Here is a 23094-nt window from a genome sequence, read left to right on the forward strand (position 1 = left end):
ACCAGGGGGGTCAGATGCCGAGGTCATCGGCCTGCCAGGTGTCCGCGGTGAGCAGCACTTTCGTGCCGTCCGGCTTGACCGGGAACCACGCGTCGTCGACACCCTGTCCGCCGGTGTTGCCGGGCATCGCGTCCTTCGCGTTGCGGTACAGCGGCCAGCCCGCGAGCGTGACCTGGTCCGTGCCGTCGTCCCTGGTCACGGTGCCGACGAGGGCGCGGTCGATCCCCGTCACCACGAGGTCGCCGTCGGCCTTGGCGGGAATCCAGGTCCGCGAGCAGGTTTCGGCGCAATTCGACCTGGGCGGGTCGATCGTGTCCTTGTCGTAGCGGTAAAGCGTGAATCCGTTGGTGTCGGTGACGATCGGTCCGAGGTCGAACAGAATCGCCGCCGTGACACCGGGGGCCGCTTCCGCGGCGGGGTCGGGCATTCCGGGGATTTTCGCCGCGCCGGCGGCGGAGGCCGCGCCCGGAGAGCCGTTCGGTCCCGCGGTACCGGTGGTGCAGGCCGAGGTCAACGCGACCGTGGCCAAGGCGAGGGTCAGAGGTATGACCGAGCGTGACACGGGGTTCACGGAAATCCTCCTGTCGGGGCCAGAGGAGAACGCCATCGCCGCGGGGAGATGGTGTGCAGGCAGGTTCAAGTCCACTGTGGACACTTGTGATCCACAGTGGATTCGGCGGTGCGGGGGACAGCGCCGGGTCGGGGGGTCTTCGGTAGGGGATACGGTCACGAAGCGGAAACGGTTCAAAAAACTTTCACGGGCGCCAGAACCGGGACAGAACGGTTTTGGTACTGGACTTATCGCCCCTGAGCGCACAAAGATGTGCCGCGTGGGACGCCACTCTCGGATACTGCAGCCAATAGTCGATCATGAACCCGTGTCGAACGGGCATGACGACCTCATCAGGGCGTTGTACCAGGAGTTCGGGTCGAGCCTGATGGCGTTCGTGCTGAAACTGACCGGACACGATCGCCAGTGGGCCGAGGACGTGGTCCAGGAGACGCTCATCAAGGCGTGGCGCAACGCCGGCAAACTCGACCGGCAGCCGGAAATGCTGCGTGCCTGGCTCTTCACCGTGGCCAGGCGCATCGTCATCGACGGCTGGCGGAGCCGGAGCGCCCGCCCTCAAGAGGTGGAGGAACTCGAGTCGGATTCGATCGGAGTGCCGGACGAATCGGAGAAGACGCTCGCGGCCATGATCGTTTACGAGGCCCTGCGCAATCTTTCCCCGGAACAACGTGAAGCCGTCCAGCAGACCTACCTGCGTGACCGCACCGTGAACGAGGTCGCGGCGACGCTCGGGGTCCCGCCGGGTACAGTGAAATCGCGGATCCATCACGCTGTGCGCGCGCTGCGCAGGGCGTTGCAGGAGCGGGGGTGAGCGAGGTGTCCGGAGCGCCGCACACGGATATCGCCGCCTACGTTCTCGGCGTCCTCGGCGAGGAGGATCACGCCAGGTTCGAGGCGCACCTGCTGGAGTGCCCCGAATGCCAGGTCGAACTGGTGGAGATGTACCACCTGCCCGACATCCTGGACATGGTCAAGAAGAGCTGGCCGGACCCGCCTGTGAAGGGTCCGGGGCCGCGGGTGCTGCGGATGCTGCTCGCCGACGCCGCCAAGGCGGGCCGCCGGCGCAAGGTCATCCGGCTCGCGGTCGCCGCCGCCGTACTCGTGCTCGTCGTCGGTGGACCGCTCACCGTTCTTTCGCTCACTGACCGTGAACCGGTCATCACGCAGGCCGCGCCCACCGTCGTCACGTCGGTGGTGCCGTCGTCGCCGTCCAGGGGGCCCGGCCCGGACGGCGGCGCCGCCCCGTTCGGCTGGTCCGAAGCGGGCAACGCGGTCGCCGCCGAGGTCACGGTCCAGGAGAAGGAGTGGGGCAGCGCGGTCGAACTCGAACTGCGCGGCCTCATCGGCCCGATGACCTGCCAGCTTTTCGCCTACTCCCACGGTGGAGAGGCCTACGTCGTCAACAACTGGAGCGTGCCGTCCAAGGGCTACGGCGTCCCCGGTTCCCCGGATCCCCTCGTCATCACCGGTTCGACGGCGTTGCAGAAGGCCGACATCGAACGCTTCGAGGTTCACAAGCAGGACGGCACCGTACTGGCCATCGTGCGCCGGTAGTTCTATAACGGAAATATAACGGCGGGGTCGCGTTTTGAACCGGCTTCCGACTGGAACCGTATCTCTCATTAGCCGGATCTCCCTCGGCGGGCGAACAGAGGGTTCGCCGCGAATTCGGTCATCACGAATTCGGCAAATGCGTCGCTCATGCCTGGGTACGACTGGTTGTTCCGGGTGCCCGGAAACGAATGAGGTGAGCAAGTCAATGGCACGAAATCAAGGGCGCCATCGGATCGCCCGCAGGACCAAGATCGCGACCGCGTTGCTGGGCCTGTCGATCGCGGTCGGTGGACTGGTGGTGTCCACCACGACCGGCGACTCCGACAAGGCTTCCGCGGACGAGGTGGACAAGTCGCAGTTCGTGGACATCACCAAGGTGCGGCCGAACGTCGACAAGCCGGAGCCGGGTGAGAACGCGTCCACGGGCTCGTTCACCGTCGACTGCGGCAAGAACGAGAACGGGCACTTCAACCCCGACAACTTCATCGCGCAGCCGGGTATCCGCAACGGTGCCCAGCATCTGCACGATTACGTCGGAAACCTTTCCACGAACGCGGATTCGAACAACAACAGCCTGTTGGGCGCCGGTACCACCTGTGACAACGGTGACGAGTCGACGTACTTCTGGCCAGTGGTGCGGATCGACACCGAGGAGGAGGGTGAAGAGCAGCAGAACAACCAGAACCGGAATCGTGACGGTGACCGGAACCAGCGGCAGAACCAGGACAACGACCAGAACAACGGCGACAACCAGAACGACGAGCAGGACCAGGCTCAACTGGACGAGCCGAACGCGGACAACGAACTCGCCGGCAACGACGGCGAGATCCAGCGGCCCGCGGTCGTCGACATCACCTTCAAGGGCAACGCCCAGGAGAAGGTGAAGGAGATGCCGAAGTTCCTCCGTATCCTTTACGGTGACGCGAAGGTCACCACGAACGGGCCCGCCAACGCGCGGGAAAGCTGGACCTGTACCGGTTTCGAGAACAGGGTGATCAAGCGGTACCCGATCTGCCCCGGGGGCAGTGACGTCAAGCGGGTGCACACCTTCCCGAGCTGTCTCGACGGCAACAACATCGACAGCGAGAACCATCGGGACCACATCAAGTATCCCAACGAGAACGGCGAGTGCGCCAACGGGCTGACGGCCGTTCCCGAACTGACCATCTCGCTGACCTACAAGATCCCCCGGGACGTCCAGGTCAACGGTCAGTACAAAGTGGACTCCTTCCCGGAGGAAGACCACAATCCTTTCTCCGACCACGATGATTTCGCGAACGTGATGTCGAATCAGATCATGAATCGACTCGTTGATTGCGTCAACGAGGGACGTAAATGTCGCGAATGAGTGGACAAGAGTGGCTGATCGGGTTTATCGTTTGACTCGGAACAGTGATTCCCCGAAAACAGATTCCCCGAAAACAACCGGGTCGTAGTCGTCCTCGGCTCACTCCGATGGCCGAGGCGGTTTAACGGAAAGCGAGAACCGGCGAACAGGAGGAAAATACTCCGGCCCGGCGGGTCCCCCCTACACCTCACCCACCCGCCGGGCCGGCCCTACTCGGAAAGCGATCGACACAACTGAAGAACGCTCCGCAAGCGTTTACCCGCCCTGCCGGCGGCTTCCCGAGAGGGCGGCTCACCGGCAGGGCTCTTTTCGGTAGGTTGGCGGCATGGGTGAGCAGAAGGACCGCATGCTGCGCGGCGAGCTGTACCGGGACAACGACCCCGAACTGGTCGCGGACCGCAAACGCGCACAGGGTCTCGTCGACCGGTTCAACGTCACGGGCGCCGAGGAGACTGGTGAGCGGGACACGATTCTTCGTGAACTGCTGGGAAAACTCGGCGAGGGTTCCTGGGTCATGCCGCGGTTCCAGTGCGACTACGGCTATCTGATCGAGATCGGCGCCAACAGTTTCCTCAACTACGACGCCATCCTGCTCGACTGCGCCCCGATCAAGATCGGCTCGGACTGCTCGATCGGCCCGCGCTGCCAGCTGCTCACCGCGCTGCATCCGATGGAGGACCACGAACTGCGGCGGCAGCGCTGGGAATCGGCCGCGCCGATCACCATCGGGAACAACGTCTGGTTCGGCGGCGGCGTCATCGTGTGTGCCGGGGTGACCATCGGGGACGACGTCGTGGTGGGCGCGGGCAGTGTCGTCACGCGGGACCTGCCGTCGAAGGTGTTCGCCGCGGGCAATCCGGCCCGCGTCATCCGGGAGCTTTGAGACCTATCCGGTCACCGGAGTGATCCGCGTGCGCCGGATGTGCTCGAAGGCCTGAAGTACATGAAGGCCCCCTTCCTTGCGCCTATGTACAGGAAGGGGGCCTTCATGTACTGGGGAAGGTGTGGACCGCGGGTCCCGACCGGACCGCGGTCCTCACGACTCGAGGAGGTCCCGCAGCGCTTCGGTGAACTGGACCGGATTCCGTTGCGGCGCCAGATGCGCCCCCGGCATCTCGGTGAACGGCAGGCCCAGTTCCAGCGCGACGATCTTCGCGGGGTGGTAGTGGTAGTGCCCCCGGCTGCCGACGCCGGCGACCGGGAAGATCTCGGCCCTCGCCTTCCGCAGCGCCCGCAGATCGGGAAGGTAGTCGAGGATTTCGGCCAGCTCGCGGCCGAACAGCCGCTTCCAGTCCTCCTCGTTCGGCAGCCGGATCGCGCGCAGTTCGGGCAGCGCGGCACCGGCGATCCCGTCGGTGAACCGTTTGAACGCCCCCATCAGGTCGCCCGCCTGCGCGAGCCGGACCTGCGCGTTGGCCTCGTCGAGCCAGCCGAGCGCGTCCGGGAGCAGCTGGACGGCGGGTGGTTCGTGGGCGACCAGCACACTCGCCGCGTCCGGGTGGCGGGCGACGAGGTCGAGGCCGATCAGGGCGCCCGCGCTGGTCCCGAACACCCTCGCGGGCCCGCCGCCGACGTGCTGCAGGACGGCGTAGGCGTCGTCGGCCTGCTTCGGCACGCTGACCGGGCCGGTGCTGGTGTCGGTGCTGCGGAAGTGACCGCGCCGGTCGTAGGTGACGACGGTGTGGTCGTCGGCGAGCAGCTTCGTCATCGCCCGGAAGGTGTCGGCCGAACCCAGCCCGCCGGCGATCAGGAGCAGAAGCGGCCCTTCGCCGGTGCTGCGGACGTACAGCTCACCGTCCTCGACCGGACAACGACTCTCCGAGATCATGGCCGAAGTCAAGCACAGCGCGTCCGCCCGCTCATCCGGAGGCCAGCCGCCGCAGGATGCCGGTGGCGTCGGCCACGATCGTCTCGATCAGCTCGCCGACTCCCGGCAGGTCGTCCAGCAGGCCGACGACCTGCCCGGACGCCAGCACCCCGGCGCTCCGATCGCCCTCGACGAGTCCGGCGCGCAGCAACATCGGCGTGTTGGCGGCCATCAGGACCTGGGACCACGTCCGGTCACCGCCGCGTTTCATCCGCACTCCTTCGGTGGCCAGCGAGCGCCACGACAGCCCGGTCAGCTTCCGGAACTTCGCGGCGTTGCGGGCGGCCCTGGCGAGCCCGCTCACCGGACCGGCGGACTCGAGCGCGTCGACCAGCTCCGTCCGGAGGACACGGTGCGGCATCCCGTCCACCTTGCGGGTGACGACGGTGCCGTTGAGGTCACGGGCTAGGTAGGCCTGCTTGATCTCGTCGGGAACGGTGCTTTCCCTCGTCAGGAGGAACCGGGTGCCCATGGCGACTCCAGCCGCCCCGTACGCGAGTGCCGCGGCCAGCCCTCGGCCGTCGAAGAAGCCGCCCGCCGCGACCACCGGGATGTCGACGGCGTCCAGCACCGAGGGCAGCAACAGCGTCGTCGCGACGCCACCGGTGTGCCCGCCACCCTCGCCGCCTTGCACGATGACGGCGTCGGCGCCCCAGCCCGCGACCTTCTCCGCGTGCCTGGCCGCGCCGACCGACGGGACGACGAGGACGCCGTTGTCCTTCAGTCGCGCGATCATGTCCTTCTTCGGCGCGAGCGCGAAGGAAGCGACCCGGACTTCCTCGCTGATGAGCAACTCGACCCGGCGCGTGGCGTCTTCTGCGTCCGCGCGGAGGTTGACGCCGAACGGTCGCGACGTGCGGCTCTTGACCTCCTTGATCGCGGCCGCCAGTTCGTCGTAGCTCATCGTCGCGGACGCGAGGATACCGAGACCGCCCGCTTCCGCGGTCGCGGACACCAGCCGCGGCCCGGCGACCCAGCCCATCCCGGTCTGCACCACCGGGTGCTGGATCCCGGTCAGTTCGGTCAGCGCGGTCTTCACGACGGGACTTCCTTGTCCCGCTTGGCTTTCGGATCAAGGCTGGTCCGGATCAGCAGCAGTTCGGGCTCGGTCGGCAGCCGGGACTCCGTGACGTCGCCGGTGATCAGCGGAAACGACGTCGCCTCGACGACCTCGTCCACGGAAACCCCCGGATGCACGGAAACCAGTCGCGGCGCGTGATCTTCGCCGCCGAAATCGAGGACGCCGAGATTCGTGACGACGCGGTGGACATCGTGGTAGCGCAGCCCGGCCTCGCGCGCCCTGGCGTAACCGACGCCGGACACCACATCGACCTGGTCGACGAAGACCCGCTTGCTGTGCCGCGGAACCCAGTAGCTCGTGCGGTGGTTGGCCGTGTTGCCCGGCCCGCCGCGCACGCCGAGGAGTTGCTTCTTCGGCTGGGAATGCTCGCCGATCGTCGAGATGTTCTGGTTGCCCTCGCCGTCGATCTGGTTGGCGCCCATCACCACATGACGTTTTCCGCGCGGTACCACGGTGTCGAGGACTTTGCGGAACGGTTGCCAGCCTTCGACGACGGCTTCGGACGTCATCAGGTACGCCTCGCCGTCGGACAGCAGGATGTCCGGCTCGAAGGTCAGCCTGGCGAGCCGGGCACCCAGCGACGGGATGAAACCCATGGGGCTCACCACGATTTCGCCGTCGCCGCGGAACAATTCGGCGCAGGCCACGACGGCGATCTCGGCGCGCGTTGCGTCACTCATGCGGACTCCCCGAACTCGGCGACGGCCTTTTGGTACTGCGCTTCGTCTCCGGACAGGAACCGGTCCACGAATCCGGGCCATGCGTCGAGATCCTTGGCGGACTCGGCGTAGTGGCGCTGGAAGCGTTCGTCGCGTTCGTAGTCCGGGGCGGCGGTGGTGAAATGCGCGCCGTTCGGTGTTTCGGCGACCCCGGTGACGAGCATCCGGCTCAGCAGCAGGCTTTGTACCGGCCCCGCGTCGGCGAGTTCGGCCGTCTCCACGATCTTTTCCGTGGACACATAACACTTGTCGGCGGCGAGCGCGAACAGTTCGTCGAAGTACGGATCCGGCCCGAGGTACTGCGCGTTGCCCCGGGCGTCGGCGCGGTTGAGGTGGACGAAGGCGACGTCGAGTTCGAGCGCGGGCACGGCCAGCAGCTCTTCGGCGTCGTCGTAAGGGGAGCGGACGGTGCGCAACGACGGGTTCAGGTCCATGACGCCCGAACCGAGGCCCGCACGGGTCGGCAGGAACGGAAGGCGTTGCGCGGCAGCGGAAAGGCCGGTACCGAAAACACCTTCGTCGTACTCGGTGACGGTGATCGTCCCGGCTTCCCGCGCCCGGGAGAACCACGGGTCGTAGGGGATCGTGTCCAGCGTGACGAAGCCGAAGACGAGGTGCTTGAGCTTGCCGGCCGAGGCCAGCAGCCCGACGTCCGGGCCGCCGTAGGAGACCACGGTGAGATCCTTGACCGGCGACCGCAGGATCGCGCGCACCAGCGCCATCGGCTTGCGCCGGGAGCCCCAGCCGCCGATCCCGATCGTCATGCCGTCCTCGAGTTCGCCGACGATCTCGTCCGGCGTCATCCGCTTGTCGGCCATCACTTCCCCTTACCGTCCAAGAACTCCTGACGCGCGCCGTCGGAGACGCCTGCCAGGTTGAGTTCGAAGGTGAATCCCTGCTCGAAGCGATAGCTGCGATGCACGGGCTGGACGTCGATGCCGTTGATGGCCTGTTTCGCCGCGCGGATCACGCGGGTGTCCTTCGCCGCGATCTGCCGTGCCAAGCCGAGAGCGGTCTCGTCGAGTTCTTCCCGCGAGACCACGGCGTAGACCGAACCGTGGTGGTGCAGCTGGGCCGCGGTGATCGTCGAAGCCGTGTAGTACAACGCCCGCATCAGATGCTGGGGGACCAGCCGCGCGAGATGCGTCGCCGCGCCCAGCGCGCCGCGATCGACCTCGGGGAGCCCGAAGGTCGCGTCCTCGCTGGCGACCACGACGTCCGCGTTGCCGACCAGGCCGACCCCGCCGCCGAGACAGAAACCCTGCACCGCGGCGATCACCGGGACCGCGCAGTCGTACACGGCGGAGAACGCCGCCGCGCAGCCCTCGTTCGCGCCGATCAGCGCGCCGTATCCCGGATCGCGCTGGATCTCCTTGATGTCGACGCCCGCGTTGAACCCGCGGCCCTCCGCGCGCAGCACCACGACGTGGGTCGAGGGATCGCGCCCGGCGTCGGTGACCGCGGAGGCGAGGGCGAACCAGCCCTTCACGTTCAGCGCGTTCACCGGGGGCGCGTCGACCGTGACCACGGCGATGCCGGGCTCCGGCGAGTGGGTGGAAACGCTCATCGTGCACCCTTCTGCTACCAAACCTAGCACTTGCTTGGTACGTTAGCAGGACGTCCGGCCCGGGTACAGCGATGTGAAGGAGGCCCGGCATGGCACTGGAGCTCCGGCTCGACGGCGCCGTGGTGCTGGTGACCGGCGGGGTACGTGGCGTCGGCGCCGGTGTCACCAGGACATTTCTGCGCGCCGGTGCCGAAGTCGTCACCTGCGCCCGCACCGAACCCGAGCGGCCGGTCTGCTTCGAGGACAGATCGTCGACGTTCATCTCCTGCGACGTCCGCGACGCGGGAGAGGTCGACGCGCTCTTCGAGGAGATCCTCCGCCGCCACGGCAGGCTCGACGTCGTGGTCAACAACGCGGGCGGCGCGCCGTACGCGGAGGTGGCCGACGCGTCGCCGCGGTTCCACGAGAAGATCGTCGCGCTGAACCTGCTGGCGCCGTTGACCGTCGCCCGCGCCGCGAACGCGATCATGCAGCGTCAGGAAAGCGGCGGCGTCGTCGTGAACATCAGCAGTGTCAGCGCGACGAGACCGTCGCCGGGAACGGCGTCCTACGGTGCGGCGAAAGCGGGTTTGGACAATCTGACCGCGACGCTGGCCGTGGAGTGGGCGCCCAAGGTGCGGGTCAACGCGCTCGACGTCGGCATGGTCAAGACGGAGCACACTCACCTGCATTACGGCGACGAGGCCGGAATCGCCGCCGTGGGCGCGACAGTCCCGTTAGGACGGTTGGCCGAACCGGACGAAATCGGTTCCTGCGCGGTGTTCCTGGCGTCTCCGCTGGCCTCATACGTCAGCGGTGCCTGCCTGACCGTGCACGGCGGGGGAGAGGTTCCTGCCTTCCTCGCCGCATCCAATTCCGTGGCAAAAGAACGAAAGGAGCCGGTGTGAGCGGGATCGCCGACGGCCGGATCGTGGTGGTGACCGGAGCCGGTCGTGGTATCGGACGGGCGCACGCGCTCGCGTTCGCCGCCGAGGGCGCGCGGGTGGTGGTGAACGACCTCGGCGCCGGGATCGACGGTAGCGGCGGTTCGGCGGGGCCAGCACAGGACGTCGTCGACGAGATCGAGGCGCTCGGCGGCAAGGCGGTCGCGAACACCGACGACATCGCGTCCTGGGACGGTGCCGCGGCGCTGGTGCGGACCGCCGTCGAAACCTTCGGCGGGCTGGACGTCCTGGTCAACAACGCGGGATTCCTGCGCGACCGGATGCTGGTCAACCTCGGCGAGGACGAATGGGACGCCGTCATCCGCGTCCACCTCAAGGGGCATTTCGCGCCGACGCGGCACGCCGCCGAGTACTGGCGAACGGAGGCGAAAGCCGGCCGGACGCGGGCCGCGCGGGTGATCAACACCAGTTCCGGCGCCGGGCTGCTCGGCAGTGTCGGGCAGGGCAACTACGCGGCGGCGAAGTCCGGGATCCTGGGCCTCACCCTGGTCGCGGCCACCGAGTTCGCGCGGTACGGCGTCACCGTGAACGCGATCGCCCCGGCCGCCAGGACCCGGATGACCGAAGAGGCGTTCGCCGCCGACATGGCCGCGCCGGAGGACGGTTTCGACGCCATGGCACCGGAAAACGTGTCACCGCTGGTGGTGTGGCTCGGCAGTGAGGAGTCGTCCGGGGTGACCGGGCGGGTGTTCGAGGTCGACGGCGGACGTGTCTCGATCGCGCAAGGCTGGCGGCACGGCACGGTGCGGGACAAGGGATCCCGGTGGGCACCGGCCGAACTCGGCCCCGTCGTCGCCGAGTTGCTGGCCGATGCTCCTGTCCCTGAACCTGTGTACGGCGCTTAGGCGTCCCGGGTCAGGTCCCGGACCTCGGGAAGTCGCCGGAATCCACCCGATTCATAAGTGGCGACGGCGGCGGCATTGGAACTCGGCGTGCCCACGACCGCGCTCGACGAGCCGAGCTCCTGGAGCGCGGCCACCGCGGCGACGGTGATCGCCCGGCCGTAGCCGTGTCCGCGATGGTCCCGGTGCACGCCCATCGGTTCGAGTACCCCGGGCTTCCCCGGACCGGCCGACCACACCGTCGCCGTCGCCACGGCGTTGTCGTGGCCGTCGTAAGCGACGAGACACCGGGCGTCGGCGTACGGCACGCCCGAAGCCATCGCCTGCCAGCGCTCTTCCGAGAACTTCGACCCGTCGAACGCCCCTCGCTGGACCTCGGCCCGCACCGTCGCCTGCTCGGGCCCGACCACCTCGATCCGCAGGTCCGGGGCCTTCACCGGCTCGGTGAGGTCGCGGTGCAGCGGTGTCCACGGCTCGTCGGTGCGCCAGCCTCGTGCGGGCAGCAAGTCTTGGATCAGCGCGTCCTTCGGTGCCTCGATGGCCACCTTCCCCGGCGGCAGCACTCCTCGCTCCGGCTCGATCACGTCCTCGACCAGTCGCCTCGCCAGTTCCTCGTCCTGCCGAGCGTCCGGAGCGGTCGTCATGCGCAGCAGATCGGCTCCGTCCTGCAGCCCGACGGCGAGAATCCGGCCGTCCCGGCGCCAGATCCGGACCGCCGCGGCCGTCGCTTCCGCGCCGAACTGCCAGAACCAGCCCAGGTCGCCGGGATGCAGCTGCCACGGCGAGCCTTCACGTTGCCACTCCCGGAGCGCGTCCACGGCCTCGATCAGGCCGTCGACTCCCGGCTTCTCCACGATGATCGCCATACCCGTGATCACACACCACCACTCGTGCCGTTCGCATCCGGTTTTCGGTGCGGCCAAGATGGAGGCGTGATGTCACTTCAGCGCCGTCTCTGGGAAGCGGTCGAGCCGCTGCACGCCGTCGTCTACTTCGCGCCGGAAACGGCGGCCGCGGCCAAGGCGGTCGGACTGCCGAGTTGGTGGATGGGCTATTTCGCCGGTCGGGTCGCGCCGCTCGGGCCACTGCTGGAACCGCCGGTGACCGCGATGCTCTTCGGGTTCGCGCCACGCATGGTCGCGCGATCCCTGCCGGACGCGTGGAAATACGCCGAACCGGCGGTCGTGCTGCGGAGCCGGATGGACGCCGTCGAGGCCGCGCTGGGCCGGATCCTGCCCGCCGACGCGCCATTCGAAGAGCTGGCCGACCTGCTCGAACAGGCCGTCACCGGCTGCGACTTCGCGGCCAGGCCGCTCGCCGCCGCGTGGTCTTCGGTCGACCGTCCCGCGAGTGCGGCCGGCCGGGTCTGGCTGGCGGCGACGGTGTTGCGTGAGCATCGCGGGGACGGTCACGTGCTCTCCGCGGTCGCCGCCGGGCTGCGCGGCCTCGACACCACGCTGACGCATATCGGCACCGGCGCGGTCACTCGTGAGGTCGTCCAGATCAACCGCGGCTGGTCCGATGACGACTGGGACGAGAGTGTCGGGCGGTTGACCGGCAGGGGCATCCTCGACGGCGAGCTGAAGCTCACCGAGGCGGGAATCGCGCTGCGCCAACGGATCGAGGACGAGACCGACCGCCTCGCCACCGGTCCTCTCGAAGCACTCGGTACCGGCGGCGCCGCCGAGGTCGAGCGGATCGCCGTCCCGTTGAGCCGCCGGATCTTCGACGCCGGCGCGATCCCGCTGCCGAACCCGATGGGGGCCCCGCGGCCCTGATCGCTCGAAACTGTCGGACCCCGGTGGGACGCTGTTCCGTATGGCGACGTGGCAGCGGTTCAGTGAAGAGGCACCCGCGCTGGCGGAGAAGATCAAAGAGCGGTTCACCGCGGAGAAGTCGCATGTGCTGGCGACGGTCCGCCGGGACGGCTCGCCCAGGGTCAGTGGCAGTGAGGTCGATTTCCGTGAACAGGACCTGTTGATCGGTTCGATGATCAACGCGGTGAAGGCGAAAGACCTGCGACGTGACGGCAGGTTCGCGATCCACGCCGCCTCGGCGATCGACGAGGGCGGCGCGGACGCGAAGGTCGCGGGCAAGGCCGTCGAGATCACCGATCCGGCGGAGGTCGCCCGCCTGCAAGGCAACGACGAACCGGCCCATGTGTTCCGCCTCGACCTGTCCGAGGTGGTGCTGACCTGGGTCGAAGGCAATTCCCTGATGGTCGAGATCTGGAAGGAGGGCCAAGGGAGCAAACGGCTCGCGAGGCCGGACAACGGTCCGGTGGTCGAGGTCGCGCTGGGTTAGATCCGCTCGATGATGGTGCCGGTGGAAAGCGCGCCACCGGCGCACATCGTCACGAGAGCGGTACCGCCGTCGAGGCGTTCCAGTTCGTGCAGTGCCGTGGTCAGCAATCGCGCGCCGGTGCTGCCGACGGGATGTCCGAGCGCGATCGCGCCACCGTTCACGTTGACCTTGTCCTCGTCGGGCTGGTGCACCCGTTGCCACGACAACACAACTGAAGCGAAGGCCTCGTTGATTTCGAAGAGGTCGAGGTCGCCGATCGCCATGCCCGCTTTGGCCAGGACCCGTTCGGTCGCTTGCACGGGCCCGTCGAGGTGGTAGTACGGCTCCGCGCCGACCAGTGCCTGCGAGACGATCCGTGCCCGTGGCCTGAGGCCCAGTGCCTTGGCCCGGTCGGAGTCCATCAGGAGCAGCGCGGCCGCGCCGTCGGAGATCTGCGACGACGTCCCCGCCGTGTGCACGCCGCCTTCGAGGACGGGCTTGAGTTTGGCGAGGCCTTCGACGGTCGTCTCGCGCAGGCCCTGATCGCGGGTCACCAGCCGCGTCTCGCCGGTCGGTGTGCCGTCTTCGCCGAGCACGGGTGCCTTCACCGCGACGACCTCGCGGTCGAAGTGTCCGGCCGCCCACGCGGCGGCGGCCTTGGCCTGCGACGCGGTCCCGAACCGGTCGACGTCCTGGCGGGTGATCCCGCGGCGTTCCGCGATCCGCTCGGCCGCGCCGTACTGGTTCGGCATGTCGATCGACCATGACTCCGGTCGTGGCGTGCCGATGCCTTCGCCGCGGTTCGCGCCCAGCGGTACCCGGCTCATCGCCTCGACGCCGCACGAGACGCCGACGTCGATCGCCCCGGCCGCGATGAGCCCGGCGATCAGGTGGGTGGCCTGCTGCGCCGAGCCGCATTGGGCGTCGATGGTGGTCGCGCCGGTGGTCTCGGGGAGTCCGGCGTGCAGCCACGCCGTCCGCGTGACGTTGCCCGCCTGCTCGCCGGCCTGGGTCACGGCACCGCCGATCGCCTGCTCGACCAGCGCGGGATCCAGTCCCGCGCGTTCGAGCAGGGCGCGCTGCGCCGCGCCGAGGATTTCGGCGGCGTGCAGCCCGGCCAAGTGGCCCCTGCGCTTGCCGATTGGGGTGCGGACCGCCTCGACGATCACCGGACTACCCACGTTCGCCTCCTGGGGAAACACTGTTCACTACCGGAAAAGTAGAACACGTTCTTGATTTGAGCAAGTCGCTCCAGGGTTGACTGGATTTTGATCACTGGTCGCCGTTCCTGCTTCTCGCTGGGGTGTCATGATCCCCTCGGGTCGAGTTAACGGGTTTCACTAAAACTCTTCACTTGGTAAACGCCGTATGCTTCAATCGGCTCTAGAACGTGTTTCATTGGCGAACCGCGTAGGAGGTAGCCCGTGGCCGCTCCGCTGATCCCCGCCGGTTTCGATTTCACCGATCCGGATCTGTACGCCACCAGACTGCCTCTGGAGGAGTTCGCCGAACTCCGCCGTACGGCACCGGTCTGGTGGAACCCGCAGCCGCACAACACCGCGGGCTTCCGCGATGACGGCTACTGGGTCGTCAGCCGGCTCGAGGACGTCAAGGCGGTGTCGAGGGACAGCGAGCTGTTCTCCTCGCGCGAGAAGACCGCGATCATCCGTTTCGACGAGAGCATGACCGACGACAGCCTCGAAGCGAACCGTCTGGTCCTGCTCAACATGGACGCCCCACAGCACACCAAGCTGCGGCGCATCGTGTCGAAGGGCTTCACACCGAGGTCGATCGCGAAACTCGAGGACACCCTGCGCGACCGCGCGGAGAAGATCGTCAGCGAGGCCAAGAAAAAGGGCTCCGGTGACTTCGTCGTCGACGTCGCGTGCGAACTTCCCTTGCAGGCCATCGCCGAACTGATCGGCATCCCGCAAGAAGACCGGATGAAGCTCTTCGACTGGTCCAACCAGATGGTCTCCTACGACGATCCCGAGTACGAGGTAGAGCCGCTCGCCGCGTCGGCCGAGATCGTCGGCTACGCCTGGAACATGGCCGAGGAACGCCGCAAATGCCCGATGGACGACATCGTCACGAAGCTGATTCAGGCGGACGTCGACGGTGAATCGTTGGCTTCGGACGAGTTCGGCTTCTTCGTCATCCTGCTGGCCGTCGCGGGCAACGAGACGACGCGCAACGCGATCACCCATGGCATGAAGGCGTTCCTCGACCACCCCGATCAGTGGGAGCTCTACAAGAAGGAACGGCCGAAGACCGCGCCGGACGAGATCGTCCGCTGGGCCACCCCGGTGGTCGCCTTCCAGCGCACCGCGACCCGCGACACCGAACTCGGCGGGCAGCTGATCCGCAAGGGCGACCGGGTCGGGATGTTCTACAGCTCCGCGAACTTCGACCCGGACCACTTCGACCAGCCGGAGAAGTTCGACATCCTCCGCGAGGACAACCCGCACGTCGGCTTCGGCGGCACGGGCTCGCACTACTGCATCGGCGCCAACCTCGCGCGACTGGAGATCGACCTGATCTTCAACGCCATCGCCGACGTCATGCCGGACATCAGCGAGGTCTCCGAGCCGGACCGGCTGCGGTCGAGCTGGCTCAACGGGATCAAGCACTACCAGGTGCGCTACGGCTGATCCCTCGCGAACGCCGTAAGGCACCATGGGGCCATGGGTCCCCACGTGCAGGTCGACGTCGAAATGTCCTTCCGGGTCACGAAACCCGGCCCCGCCGCGTTCGTGGTCGCGCTCGCCGGCGGGGCGGACCACGAGGAGTTCGCCTATCCCGCGCCGCCGCGCCAGGTCGCGTTCGAACACGGGACCCGGGCGCAGATCCTCGACCTGCCGCTCGGCGAACACGTCGTGCGGTACCGGGCCGGGCGCACCCTGGGACAGGCCGAGGCGGAGCCGGTCACCATGGACGACCTCGTCCGCTACACTCGGCCGAGCCGGTACTGCCCCTCGGACCGGATGGGCGGGCTCGCGCTGGCGCGGTTCGGTGACCTGCCCGGCGCGCGCACCCAGGTCGAGGCGATCGTCCGGCACGTGGGCGAGCACCTGTCCTATGTGGTCGGTTCCGGTTCGCCGACCGACGACGCCGTCGACACCTATCTCGCGGGCGAAGGGGTGTGCCGCGACTTCGCGCACGTCTGCATCTCGCTGTGCCGCGTGATCGACATCCCCGCCCGGTTCACCGCGGTCTACGCGCCAGGACTGTCCCCAATGGACTTCCACGCGGTGTTCGAAGCCGCGATCGACGGCCGCTGGTACGTGTTCGACGCCACCGGTCTCGCGCCGAGGCAGAGCATGAGCCGGATCGCGACCGGCCGGGACGCCACCGACACCGCGTTCCTCTCGACGCTCGGCTGTGAGCTGGACTTTCTCGGCAACACGGTGCTGGCTACGGCGGGCCCGTCGCTGCCGGAGGACGACGGCACGGAGCTGATCGCGCTCGCTTGATCGCGTGTTGTGCGCGAAGCGTGACTTCGCTGAGGTAGACATTGGCGTGTGAGGGAGAAGCAAGCACCGACGAAATGGAAGCGGCTGCGTGCCCGCTACCGCTGGCTGGACCATTTGGCGCGGGCGGTGAACCGCTATGTCGAATACGGCGGTTACCACTACGTCGCGTCGATCACCTACTTCAGCCTGTTCTCGCTGGTGCCCATCCTCATGGTCGCGGTGTCGGTGGCCGGCTTCGTGCTGGCGAGCCAGCCGCAGCTGATCGAGTCGATGCTGAACGCGATCACCGGCACGCTGCCGGGCGGCCTCGGTGAACAGGCGGGGGATCTGCTCACCCGCTTCGTGGACCAGCGCACCAGCGTCGGGCTCATCGGTCTGGTGATCGGGTTGTACTCCGGCTGGAACTGGATGAACTCGCTGCGGGACGCGCTCACCGCGCTGTGGGGCCAGAACCGGTCGGATCTCCCGCTGCTGCGCACGATCGCCGCCGATCTGCTGGCGCTGCTCGGGCTCGCGAGCGCGCTGCTGGTCTCCTTCGCGATCACCATTTCCGGGTCCGCGCTCGGCCGGTACCTGCTGGGGCTGGCCGGCGTGGACGACACCGCCTGGGGGCACAACGTGCTGTCGGCGATCTCGATTCCCTTGGCGCTGCTGGCCAACTGGCTCGTGTTCCTCTGGGTGCTCACCCGGCTGCCGCGGAAACCGGTCGGCGTCCGCAGCGCGATGCGCGGCGCGGTCGCGCTGGCACTGGGCTTCGAACTGCTGAAGCAGGCCGGTGGGATCTACCTGCGGTTGATCGGCGATTCGCCGACCGGGGTCGCGTTCGGCTCGATCATCGGCCTGATCTTCTTCATCTCACTGGTGGCCAGGATGCTGGTGTTCGTCACCGCGTGGACGGCGACCGCGCGGGACGCGCCGCCGGACCCGGTCCGGCCGCCGCCTCCCGTGGTGGTCCGGCCCGTGGTGGCGCAGCCCGACCGACACGGTCTCAAGCCGATGCTCGTGGGTGCGGTGACCGGAGTGGTCGCCACCCTCGCCGCGCAACGCCTCCGCCCGCGCCGCCGGAGCTAGCTCGGCTTGGCCGAGCCCACCACCCACATCGAGAAGAACTGCGAACCGCCGCCGTACGCGTGCCCGAGCGCGACCCTCGCACCGTCGACCTGGTAGTCCCCGGCCCGGCCCATCACCTGTTTGGCCGCTTCGGAGAACCGGAGCATCCCGGACGCGCCGATCGGGTTGGACGACAGCACGCCGCCGGACGGGTTGATCGGCAGCCGTCCGCCAAGCGCGGTCTCACCCGCCTCGGTGAGCTTCCAGCCCTGGCCTTCTTCGGTGAATCCCAGGTTCTCCAGCCACATCGGCTCGAACCACGAGAACGGCACGTAGATCTCCGCGGTGTCCACTTCGGACAGTGGGTCGGTGATGCCCGCGTCGCGCCACAACGCGGCGGCGGCGTCCCGACCGGCCTGCGGGTTGACCTGGTCGCGGCCGGCGAACGTCGTCGGTTCGGTGCGCATCGCGGTCGCGTGGATCCACGCCGCACCACCGGGAACGGCGTCGCCCGCGGCCTCGTCACCGATCACCATCGCGCACGCGCCGTCCGACGACGGGCAGGTCTCGTCGTAACGGATCGGATCCCACAGCATCTGCGACGCCTGCACCGACTCCACGGTGATGTCGGCCTGTCGCAAGTGCGCGAAGGGATTCAGGGCGCCGTTGCGCCGGTCCTTGGCCGCCACGATCGCGCCGATGTGGTCGGGCGCGCCGGACCGCCGGATGTACGAGCGCACGTGCGGCGCGAAATAGCCGCCCGCACCGGCGCCCACCGGCATCTGGAACGGCGGCAGGATCGACAGGCCCCACATCGCGTTCGACTCGGACTGCTTCTCGAAGGCCACGGTGAGAACCCGCTTGTGCACACCGGCCTGCACCAGCGACGCCGCCACGAGTGCCGTCGATCCGCCGACAGAACCCGCGGTGTGCACGCGCAGCAAGGGTTTCCCGGTCGCGCCGAGCGCGTCGGCGAGGAACAGTTCGGGCATCATGACACCCTCGAACAGGTCCGGCGCCTTGCCGAGGACGACGGCGTCGATGTCGTCCCAGCCGGTTTGCGCGTCGAGCATCGCCCGGTCGATGGCCTCCCGGAGCAATCCGGGCATGGACACGTCGGTGCGCTTGGCCTTGTGGTGGGTCTGGCCGGTTCCCAGTACGGCCGCGAGGTGCTTCATGAGAGGACCTCCAAGGTCGCGACCAGGTTCTGCTGGAGGACGGGGCCGCTGGTCGCGTGGGCGAGGGTCTTGCGCGCGCTGCCGTCGAGGATGTGGCTCGCCGCCTCGCCGATGCGTGCCAGTCCCGCGGAGAACATCGGGTTGCCGGTCAGCACACCGCCCGAGGGGTTGATCCGCACCCGCTCGTCCAGTCCCAGCGCGTCGCGCAGGATCAGTTCCTGGTGGGTGAACGGCGCGTGCAGTTCGGCGAGTTCGACGCCGTCGAGGTCGAGCGCCCGCCCGGCGGCCACTGTGGACGGTGACCGGGTGAGATCCCGCACGCCGAGCGCGGGGGAGTCGACCCGGTGCTGGATCCCGGTGAGCACCGCGGGGCTGTCGACGAGGTCGGCCGCCCGCTCGGCCGAGGCGAGCACGAGGACGGCGGCGCCGTCGGTGATCGGGGCGATGTCGTGGGCACGCAAGGGATCCGCGAAGTACGGGGCGTCGAGGAGTTCGGCGACCTCGACCGTTCCGGAGACCTGTGCGGCGGGATTCGACGCGGCGTCGGCACGACTGCGCGCGGCGACTTCGGTGAGGTCCTTTTCGGACCACAGTCCCGCTTCGAGCCCCAACCTCGCCTGGATCCCGGCGACGCTCACCGAGTCCGGCCACAGCGGCGCGACGACGTACGGGTCCATTTGCAGCGCCAGCACCCGCCGCAACTGCCCGGCCGACGACTTGCCGAAGCCGTAGACGAGCGCCGTTTCGACCTCGCCCATCCGGATCTTGAGCCATGCCTCGTACAACGCCCAGGCGGCGTCCATCTCGACGTGCGACTCGTGGATAGGAGGGAAGGCCCCGATGGCGTCGACGGCCGCGATGAACGAGAACGCCCGGCCGGCGAGGTAGTCCGAGGAACCCGAGCACCAGAACTCGATGTCCTCTTTGGACAGACCGGTCTTCGCGAAGACCTCGGAGAAGATCGGCACCAGCATTTCCACGCCATTGGTGGTGCCGGGGGTACTGCGGACGTTGGGGGCCTGCGCGAAGCCCACTACTGCTACATCTGGCACGGCGTCCTCACAGATGGTGGGCGAAGGATTCGTACGGCGCGTCGGGCTCGCCGGTCGGTTCGAAATGGCCGATGTTCTCCAGCGACGTCCACCATTCGTCTCGCGGTTTCCAGGCGGCGCGCACGCGCATGCCCATCCGGACGTCGGCGGCGTCGCAGCCGAGGACCAGATGCAGGAACGCGATGTCCGCGCCGTCGAGCAGGATGTACGCCGCCACGTACGGCGGTTTGATCTTCTGCCCGAGGAACGGCACGTTCACGATGCAGAACGTGGTGACGATGCCGGTGTCGGGCAGTTCCACCTCGTCGGTGGTCGGGACGCCGTCGGTCGGGCAGGCGCCGCGCGGCGGGATGTAGACCTTGTCGCAGGACGGGCAGCGCTGGCCGATCAGCTTCCCCTCGGCGAGGCCGCGCAGGTACCGGCTCTCCTCCGGTGACGCGGAATGCTCGTAGCGCAGGTGGATCGGCGTGATCACCACGCTGACGGGCGCGCCCTCCTCGCGTTTCGCGATCGGGGGAGGTGCCTCGGTGAGTTCGGTGTCGGGCCCGTCGGCGGGGACGAAGTACGCGATGTCCCGGATGTGACCGACCGTCTCGTCCGCCCAGCGGATCCGCACGCGCTGTCCAGTGTGGACATTCGACGGCGTGCCCGCGTCGACGGCGTGCAGGATCGAGGTGTCGGCGCCGTCGAGCCTGATCAGTGCCCAGGCGAACGGCCGGGACAGCGGCTGGCCGTCGAGCGGTTCGGCGATCCAGGCCCAGGACACGATCTCGCCCTCGGCGGCGACCGGCACGAACTCGGACAGCGCCTCGGCGGTCACGGGGTCGTATTCCAGCGGCGGCACGTGGACACGGCCGTCGCTGCCGCGGACGCCTTCGACTCGGCGCTCGCGCAGGGCGTTGACGAACCGGCCGAGCACGGGGCCGACCGAGCGGGTGTAGTCGAAGCCCACGTTGAGCGGGGCCGACAGCGGAAGTTCGGGTGCGCTCACATCCTGAGTGAAACATGTTCTCGAAATTCCGGCAAGATCGGCCTTCTCGGCCTTGCTGGCGGTTGCCCTTGAGTGGAACGCGTTCTAGATTTGCGCGTATGTCGACTGCTACGGGGACACTTGGGGTCTGGAACATCGCCGCTCAGGAGCCGGAGCGGGTCGCGCTCGTCGATCCGGACGGCCGCTCGATCGGCTATGGCGATCTGGCCGCGAAAGCGAACGCGTACGCCCGGGGTTTGCAGGCCCTCGGGCTGGAAGCAGGGGACGTGGTCGTCGTCCTCCAGCCCAACGGCGACGAACTCGTGGCGGCCTACTTCGCCGCCATTCAGTCCGGGTTGTACATCGTGGTGGTCAACTGGCACCTGGTCGGGCCCGAGGTCGCCTACATCCTCGCCGACAGCGGCGCCAAGGCGTTCCTCGCGCACGAGCGGTTCGCCGACGTCGCGATCGCCGCCGCCGACGAGGCGGGGATCCCGGAACGCGGGCGGTTCGCCGTCGGTGACGTCCCGGGCTTCCGGCGGATCGAGGAGCTTGGCTCGGGCGAGGGCGACGGACGTCCGGAGAGGCGTACGGCCGGCTCGCCGATGCTCTACACCTCCGGGACGACGGGACGGCCCAAGGGCGTCCGGCGGCCGCTGAGTGGCGCGGATCCCGACGACGTCCCCGGCGCCTCGACGTGGTTCTTCGGGATCTTCGGGCTGACACCGCACGACGAGCACGTCCACCTGTGCGGGTCGCCGCTCTATCACACGGCGGTGCTCAACTTCGTCGCGATCTCCCTGCAACTGGGGCATACCGCGGTGCTGATGGACCGCTGGGACGCCGAGGACATGCTGCGGCTGATCGACCGGCATCGCGTCACGCACAGCCACATGGTCCCGACGCAGTTCCGGCGCCTGCTCGGGCTGCCGGACGACGTCCGCGCGGCCTACGACCTGAGTTCGCTGCGCGTGATGATCCACGGCGCCGCGCCGTGCCCGCTGGAAGTCAAACGGCGGATGCTCGACTGGTGGGGCCCGGTCGTCACCGAGTACTACGCGGCCACCGAGGGCGGCGGCACGGCGATCTCGGGCGAGGAGTGGCTGAAGAAACCGGGTTCGGTGGGGCTGCCGTGGCCGGGTTCGACGATCAAGATCCTCGACGACGAGGGCGCCGAACTGCCCGCCGGCGAGACCGGCACGGTGTACATGAAGATGGGCGACTCGAAGTTCGAGTACCACAAGGACCGGGTCAAGACGGACAAAGCGCGGGTCGGGGACCTGTTCACCCTCGGCGACGTCGGGCATCTCGACGAGGACGGCTACCTTTTCCTGCACGACCGCAAGGCGGATCTGATCATCTCGGGCGGGGTCAACATCTACCCGGCGGAGATCGAGGGCGAACTGGTGATGCACCCGAAGATCGCCGACGTCGCGGTGTTCGGCGTCCCGCACGAGGACTGGGGCGAGGCGATCAAGGCCGTCGTCCAGCCCGCCGACGGTGTAGAACCCTCCGAGGACCTGACCGCGGAGATCCTCGAGTACGCCGCCGCCCGCCTGGCGAAGTTCAAACTCCCGCGTTCAGTCGACTACTTGCCCGAACTCCCGCGCGACCCCAACGGGAAGCTCTACAAGCGCAAGCTCCGCGACCCCTACTGGGCCGGTCACTGCGCCCCGTAACCCGTACCTCGCGTGATCAGACGGCGATCACGCGTGATCACGCGGAGAACACCGAGTTCTCCGCCTGATCACGCGTGTTGTCCGCCTGATCACGCGTGTTGCGGGTTAGCGGCCTCGGAAGACGGGCTTGCGCTTCTCGGCGAAGGCGCGGGGGCCTTCCTTCGCGTCTTCGCTGGCGAAGACCTCGATGCCGTACTGGGCGTCGAGCTTGAAGGCCGCCTCCTCGTGCATGCCCTCGGTGTCGCGCATGGTCTTGAGGATCGCGCGGACGGCTAGGGGTCCGTTCGCGGCGATCAGGCTCGCCAGCTCCAGCGCCTTGTCCAGGGCCTTGCCGTCCGGGACGACGTGCCCGATGAGGCCGATCTCCAGCGCTTCGGCCGCCTTGATGTGCCGTCCGGTCAGCAGTAGGTCGGCCGCGACGGTGTACGGGATCTGGCGGGGGAGCCGCACGGCCGAGCCGCCCATCGGGAACAGGCTCCACCGTGCCTCGGACACGCCGAACTTCGCGCTCTCGCCCGCGACGCGGATGTCCGTGCCCTGCAGGATCTCCGTCCCGCCCGCGATCGCCGGACCTTCGACGGCCGCGATCAACGGTTTCGTCAGTCGTCGCCCCTTGAGCAGGCCCTCGATGCGGCTGGGGTCGAAGGTGCCCTTCTCGAACGAGTCGCTGGGCGAGTTCTTCGACATCGACTTCAGGTCGGCGCCCGCGCAGAACGCGCCACCCGCGCCGGTGAGCACGCAGCACCGGACGTCGTCGTCCTCGTCGACCCGGTTCCACGCCTCGACCATGATTCCGAGCATCTCGCCGCTGAGCGCGTTGCGGGCCTCCGGCCGGTTCATCGTGACCACGAGGGTGTGTTCGATCTTTTCCACCAGCGCGTGCGGTTCGCCCACCGAAACCTCCCAAAGAGCGGCC

24 protein-coding genes are annotated in these 23094 nt (G+C 68.2%); 12 read left to right on the forward strand and 12 right to left on the reverse strand.

Features of this window, described 5'->3' with window-relative positions:
- Nucleotides 1–10: 10 nt before the first annotated feature.
- Nucleotides 11–571 (reverse strand): hypothetical protein, encoded by a 561-nt coding sequence (locus ACLARN_RS21195; protein WP_409493178.1) that lies wholly within the window; start codon nucleotides 569–571, stop codon nucleotides 11–13.
- Nucleotides 572–830: 259 nt separating this feature from the next.
- Between ACLARN_RS21195 and ACLARN_RS21200 the strand changes: the two genes are divergently transcribed.
- From ACLARN_RS21200 to ACLARN_RS21215, 4 genes are all read left to right on the forward strand, one after another.
- Nucleotides 831–1382, forward strand: coding sequence for a sigma-70 family RNA polymerase sigma factor (locus ACLARN_RS21200; RefSeq protein ID WP_039919256.1), 552 nt, complete (start codon nucleotides 831–833; stop codon nucleotides 1380–1382).
- A complete protein-coding gene (locus tag ACLARN_RS21205; protein ID WP_409493179.1) occupies nucleotides 1379–2125 on the forward strand; it encodes an anti-sigma factor family protein in 747 nt (248 codons plus the stop codon). The genes ACLARN_RS21200 and ACLARN_RS21205 overlap by 4 nt, the downstream gene beginning before the upstream one ends.
- A 205-nt stretch (nucleotides 2126–2330) precedes the next feature.
- The gene (locus tag ACLARN_RS21210; RefSeq protein WP_409493180.1) at nucleotides 2331–3473 is read left to right on the forward strand and encodes a DUF1996 domain-containing protein; all 1143 of its coding nucleotides are present in this window, start codon (nucleotides 2331–2333) and stop codon (nucleotides 3471–3473) included.
- A gap of 325 nt (nucleotides 3474–3798) precedes the next feature.
- On the forward strand, nucleotides 3799–4356 hold the full coding sequence (locus ACLARN_RS21215; RefSeq protein ID WP_409493181.1) for a sugar O-acetyltransferase: 558 nt from the start codon (nucleotides 3799–3801) through the stop codon (nucleotides 4354–4356).
- Nucleotides 4357–4509: 153 nt separating this feature from the next.
- On the opposite strand, the gene ACLARN_RS21220 is transcribed toward ACLARN_RS21215, so the two are convergent.
- The 5 genes from ACLARN_RS21220 to ACLARN_RS21240 are packed head-to-tail and all read right to left on the reverse strand — an operon-like array spanning nucleotide 4510 to nucleotide 8707.
- The gene (locus ACLARN_RS21220; protein ID WP_409493182.1) at nucleotides 4510–5301 is read right to left on the reverse strand and encodes an alpha/beta fold hydrolase; all 792 of its coding nucleotides are present in this window, start codon (nucleotides 5299–5301) and stop codon (nucleotides 4510–4512) included.
- 31 nt (nucleotides 5302–5332) lie between these two features.
- Complete coding sequence (locus tag ACLARN_RS21225; RefSeq protein ID WP_409493183.1) at nucleotides 5333–6379, reverse strand: NAD(P)H-dependent flavin oxidoreductase; 1047 nt, start codon at nucleotides 6377–6379, stop codon at nucleotides 5333–5335.
- Complete coding sequence (locus ACLARN_RS21230; protein WP_409493184.1) at nucleotides 6376–7101, reverse strand: CoA-transferase subunit beta; 726 nt, start codon at nucleotides 7099–7101, stop codon at nucleotides 6376–6378. The genes ACLARN_RS21225 and ACLARN_RS21230 overlap by 4 nt, the downstream gene beginning before the upstream one ends.
- Nucleotides 7098–7958 carry a CoA transferase subunit A gene (locus ACLARN_RS21235; RefSeq protein ID WP_409493185.1) on the reverse strand — a complete coding sequence of 287 codons (861 nt, stop codon included), beginning with the start codon at nucleotides 7956–7958 and terminating at the stop codon, nucleotides 7098–7100. Before ACLARN_RS21235 ends, ACLARN_RS21230 begins: the two co-directional genes overlap by 4 nt.
- Nucleotides 7958–8707: an enoyl-CoA hydratase family protein gene (locus ACLARN_RS21240; RefSeq protein ID WP_409493186.1), complete on the reverse strand. Its 750-nt coding sequence runs from the start codon at nucleotides 8705–8707 to the stop codon at nucleotides 7958–7960. Before ACLARN_RS21240 ends, ACLARN_RS21235 begins: the two co-directional genes overlap by 1 nt.
- Nucleotides 8708–8796: 89 nt before the next feature.
- On the opposite strand from ACLARN_RS21240, the gene ACLARN_RS21245 reads away from it, so the two are divergent.
- Nucleotides 8797–9594 (forward strand): SDR family oxidoreductase, encoded by a 798-nt coding sequence (locus ACLARN_RS21245; RefSeq protein WP_409493187.1) that lies wholly within the window; start codon nucleotides 8797–8799, stop codon nucleotides 9592–9594.
- Nucleotides 9591–10496, forward strand: coding sequence for an SDR family oxidoreductase (locus ACLARN_RS21250; RefSeq protein WP_409493188.1), 906 nt, complete (start codon nucleotides 9591–9593; stop codon nucleotides 10494–10496). The genes ACLARN_RS21245 and ACLARN_RS21250 overlap by 4 nt, the downstream gene beginning before the upstream one ends.
- Here ACLARN_RS21250 and ACLARN_RS21255 read toward each other — a convergent pair.
- Nucleotides 10493–11359 (reverse strand): GNAT family N-acetyltransferase, encoded by an 867-nt coding sequence (locus ACLARN_RS21255; RefSeq protein ID WP_409493189.1) that lies wholly within the window; start codon nucleotides 11357–11359, stop codon nucleotides 10493–10495. The genes ACLARN_RS21250 and ACLARN_RS21255 overlap by 4 nt on opposite strands.
- Before the next feature lie 66 nt (nucleotides 11360–11425).
- Between ACLARN_RS21255 and ACLARN_RS21260 the strand changes: the two genes are divergently transcribed.
- Nucleotides 11426–12271: an SCO6745 family protein gene (locus ACLARN_RS21260; protein WP_409493190.1), complete on the forward strand. Its 846-nt coding sequence runs from the start codon at nucleotides 11426–11428 to the stop codon at nucleotides 12269–12271.
- 40 nt (nucleotides 12272–12311) lie between these two features.
- Nucleotides 12312–12797 (forward strand): pyridoxamine 5'-phosphate oxidase family protein, encoded by a 486-nt coding sequence (locus ACLARN_RS21265; protein WP_409493191.1) that lies wholly within the window; start codon nucleotides 12312–12314, stop codon nucleotides 12795–12797.
- On the opposite strand, the gene ACLARN_RS21270 is transcribed toward ACLARN_RS21265, so the two are convergent.
- Nucleotides 12794–13957, reverse strand: a complete 1164-nt coding sequence (locus ACLARN_RS21270) for a steroid 3-ketoacyl-CoA thiolase (RefSeq protein WP_409493192.1) — start codon at nucleotides 13955–13957, stop codon at nucleotides 12794–12796. The two genes, ACLARN_RS21265 and ACLARN_RS21270, sit on opposite strands and share 4 nt — an antisense overlap.
- Nucleotides 13958–14200: 243 nt before the next feature.
- On the opposite strand from ACLARN_RS21270, the gene ACLARN_RS21275 reads away from it, so the two are divergent.
- Genes ACLARN_RS21275 through ACLARN_RS21285 form a run of 3 tightly spaced genes read left to right on the forward strand, consistent with a single transcriptional unit; the run spans nucleotide 14201 to nucleotide 17320 of the window.
- Entirely contained in the window at nucleotides 14201–15427 is a 1227-nt protein-coding gene (locus ACLARN_RS21275; RefSeq protein ID WP_409493193.1) for a cytochrome P450, read from the forward strand.
- 33 nt (nucleotides 15428–15460) lie between these two features.
- Nucleotides 15461–16249, forward strand: coding sequence for a transglutaminase-like domain-containing protein (locus tag ACLARN_RS21280; RefSeq protein ID WP_409493194.1), 789 nt, complete (start codon nucleotides 15461–15463; stop codon nucleotides 16247–16249).
- 48 nt (nucleotides 16250–16297) lie between these two features.
- Nucleotides 16298–17320 (forward strand): YhjD/YihY/BrkB family envelope integrity protein, encoded by a 1023-nt coding sequence (locus ACLARN_RS21285; RefSeq protein WP_409493195.1) that lies wholly within the window; start codon nucleotides 16298–16300, stop codon nucleotides 17318–17320.
- On the opposite strand, the gene ACLARN_RS21290 is transcribed toward ACLARN_RS21285, so the two are convergent.
- The 3 genes from ACLARN_RS21290 to ACLARN_RS21300 are packed head-to-tail and all read right to left on the reverse strand — an operon-like array spanning nucleotide 17317 to nucleotide 20520.
- Nucleotides 17317–18477 (reverse strand): thiolase domain-containing protein, encoded by a 1161-nt coding sequence (locus tag ACLARN_RS21290; protein ID WP_409493196.1) that lies wholly within the window; start codon nucleotides 18475–18477, stop codon nucleotides 17317–17319. The genes ACLARN_RS21285 and ACLARN_RS21290 overlap by 4 nt on opposite strands.
- Nucleotides 18474–19529 (reverse strand): thiolase domain-containing protein, encoded by a 1056-nt coding sequence (locus tag ACLARN_RS21295; protein WP_409493197.1) that lies wholly within the window; start codon nucleotides 19527–19529, stop codon nucleotides 18474–18476. Before ACLARN_RS21295 ends, ACLARN_RS21290 begins: the two co-directional genes overlap by 4 nt.
- A gap of 7 nt (nucleotides 19530–19536) precedes the next feature.
- Nucleotides 19537–20520: a Zn-ribbon domain-containing OB-fold protein gene (locus ACLARN_RS21300; protein WP_409493198.1), complete on the reverse strand. Its 984-nt coding sequence runs from the start codon at nucleotides 20518–20520 to the stop codon at nucleotides 19537–19539.
- Between the two features lie 98 nt (nucleotides 20521–20618).
- Here ACLARN_RS21300 and ACLARN_RS21305 point away from each other — a divergent pair, with 98 nt between their 5' ends.
- Nucleotides 20619–22178 carry an acyl-CoA synthetase gene (locus tag ACLARN_RS21305; protein WP_409493199.1) on the forward strand — a complete coding sequence of 520 codons (1560 nt, stop codon included), beginning with the start codon at nucleotides 20619–20621 and terminating at the stop codon, nucleotides 22176–22178.
- A gap of 105 nt (nucleotides 22179–22283) precedes the next feature.
- Here the strand turns inward: ACLARN_RS21305 and ACLARN_RS21310 are convergent, their stop codons facing one another.
- A complete protein-coding gene (locus ACLARN_RS21310; protein ID WP_409493329.1) occupies nucleotides 22284–23072 on the reverse strand; it encodes a crotonase/enoyl-CoA hydratase family protein in 789 nt (262 codons plus the stop codon).
- Between the last annotated feature and the right edge of the window lie 22 nt (nucleotides 23073–23094).

The sequence above is a fragment of the Amycolatopsis sp. cmx-11-12 genome, from assembly GCF_046269425.1.
Taxonomy (GTDB): Bacteria; Actinomycetota; Actinomycetes; order Mycobacteriales; family Pseudonocardiaceae; genus Amycolatopsis.

Excerpts from the sequence above, each read along its gene's own strand:
- ACLARN_RS21210 (WP_409493180.1), top strand. The coding sequence starts at position 2,331 with ATGGCACGAAATCAAGGGCGCCATCGGATCGCCCGCAGGACCAAGATC.
- ACLARN_RS21215 (WP_409493181.1), top strand. The coding sequence starts at position 3,799 with ATGGGTGAGCAGAAGGACCGCATGCTGCGCGGCGAGCTGTACCGGGAC.
- ACLARN_RS21220 (WP_409493182.1), bottom strand. The coding sequence starts at position 5,301 with ATGATCTCGGAGAGTCGTTGTCCGGTCGAGGACGGTGAGCTGTACGTC.
- ACLARN_RS21230 (WP_409493184.1), bottom strand. The coding sequence starts at position 7,101 with ATGAGTGACGCAACGCGCGCCGAGATCGCCGTCGTGGCCTGCGCCGAA.
- ACLARN_RS21235 (WP_409493185.1), bottom strand. The coding sequence starts at position 7,958 with ATGGCCGACAAGCGGATGACGCCGGACGAGATCGTCGGCGAACTCGAG.
- ACLARN_RS21240 (WP_409493186.1), bottom strand. The coding sequence starts at position 8,707 with ATGAGCGTTTCCACCCACTCGCCGGAGCCCGGCATCGCCGTGGTCACG.
- ACLARN_RS21245 (WP_409493187.1), top strand. The coding sequence starts at position 8,797 with ATGGCACTGGAGCTCCGGCTCGACGGCGCCGTGGTGCTGGTGACCGGC.
- ACLARN_RS21255 (WP_409493189.1), bottom strand. The coding sequence starts at position 11,359 with ATGGCGATCATCGTGGAGAAGCCGGGAGTCGACGGCCTGATCGAGGCC.
- ACLARN_RS21265 (WP_409493191.1), top strand. The coding sequence starts at position 12,312 with ATGGCGACGTGGCAGCGGTTCAGTGAAGAGGCACCCGCGCTGGCGGAG.
- ACLARN_RS21280 (WP_409493194.1), top strand. The coding sequence starts at position 15,461 with ATGGGTCCCCACGTGCAGGTCGACGTCGAAATGTCCTTCCGGGTCACG.
- ACLARN_RS21290 (WP_409493196.1), bottom strand. The coding sequence starts at position 18,477 with ATGAAGCACCTCGCGGCCGTACTGGGAACCGGCCAGACCCACCACAAG.
- ACLARN_RS21305 (WP_409493199.1), top strand. The coding sequence starts at position 20,619 with ATGTCGACTGCTACGGGGACACTTGGGGTCTGGAACATCGCCGCTCAG.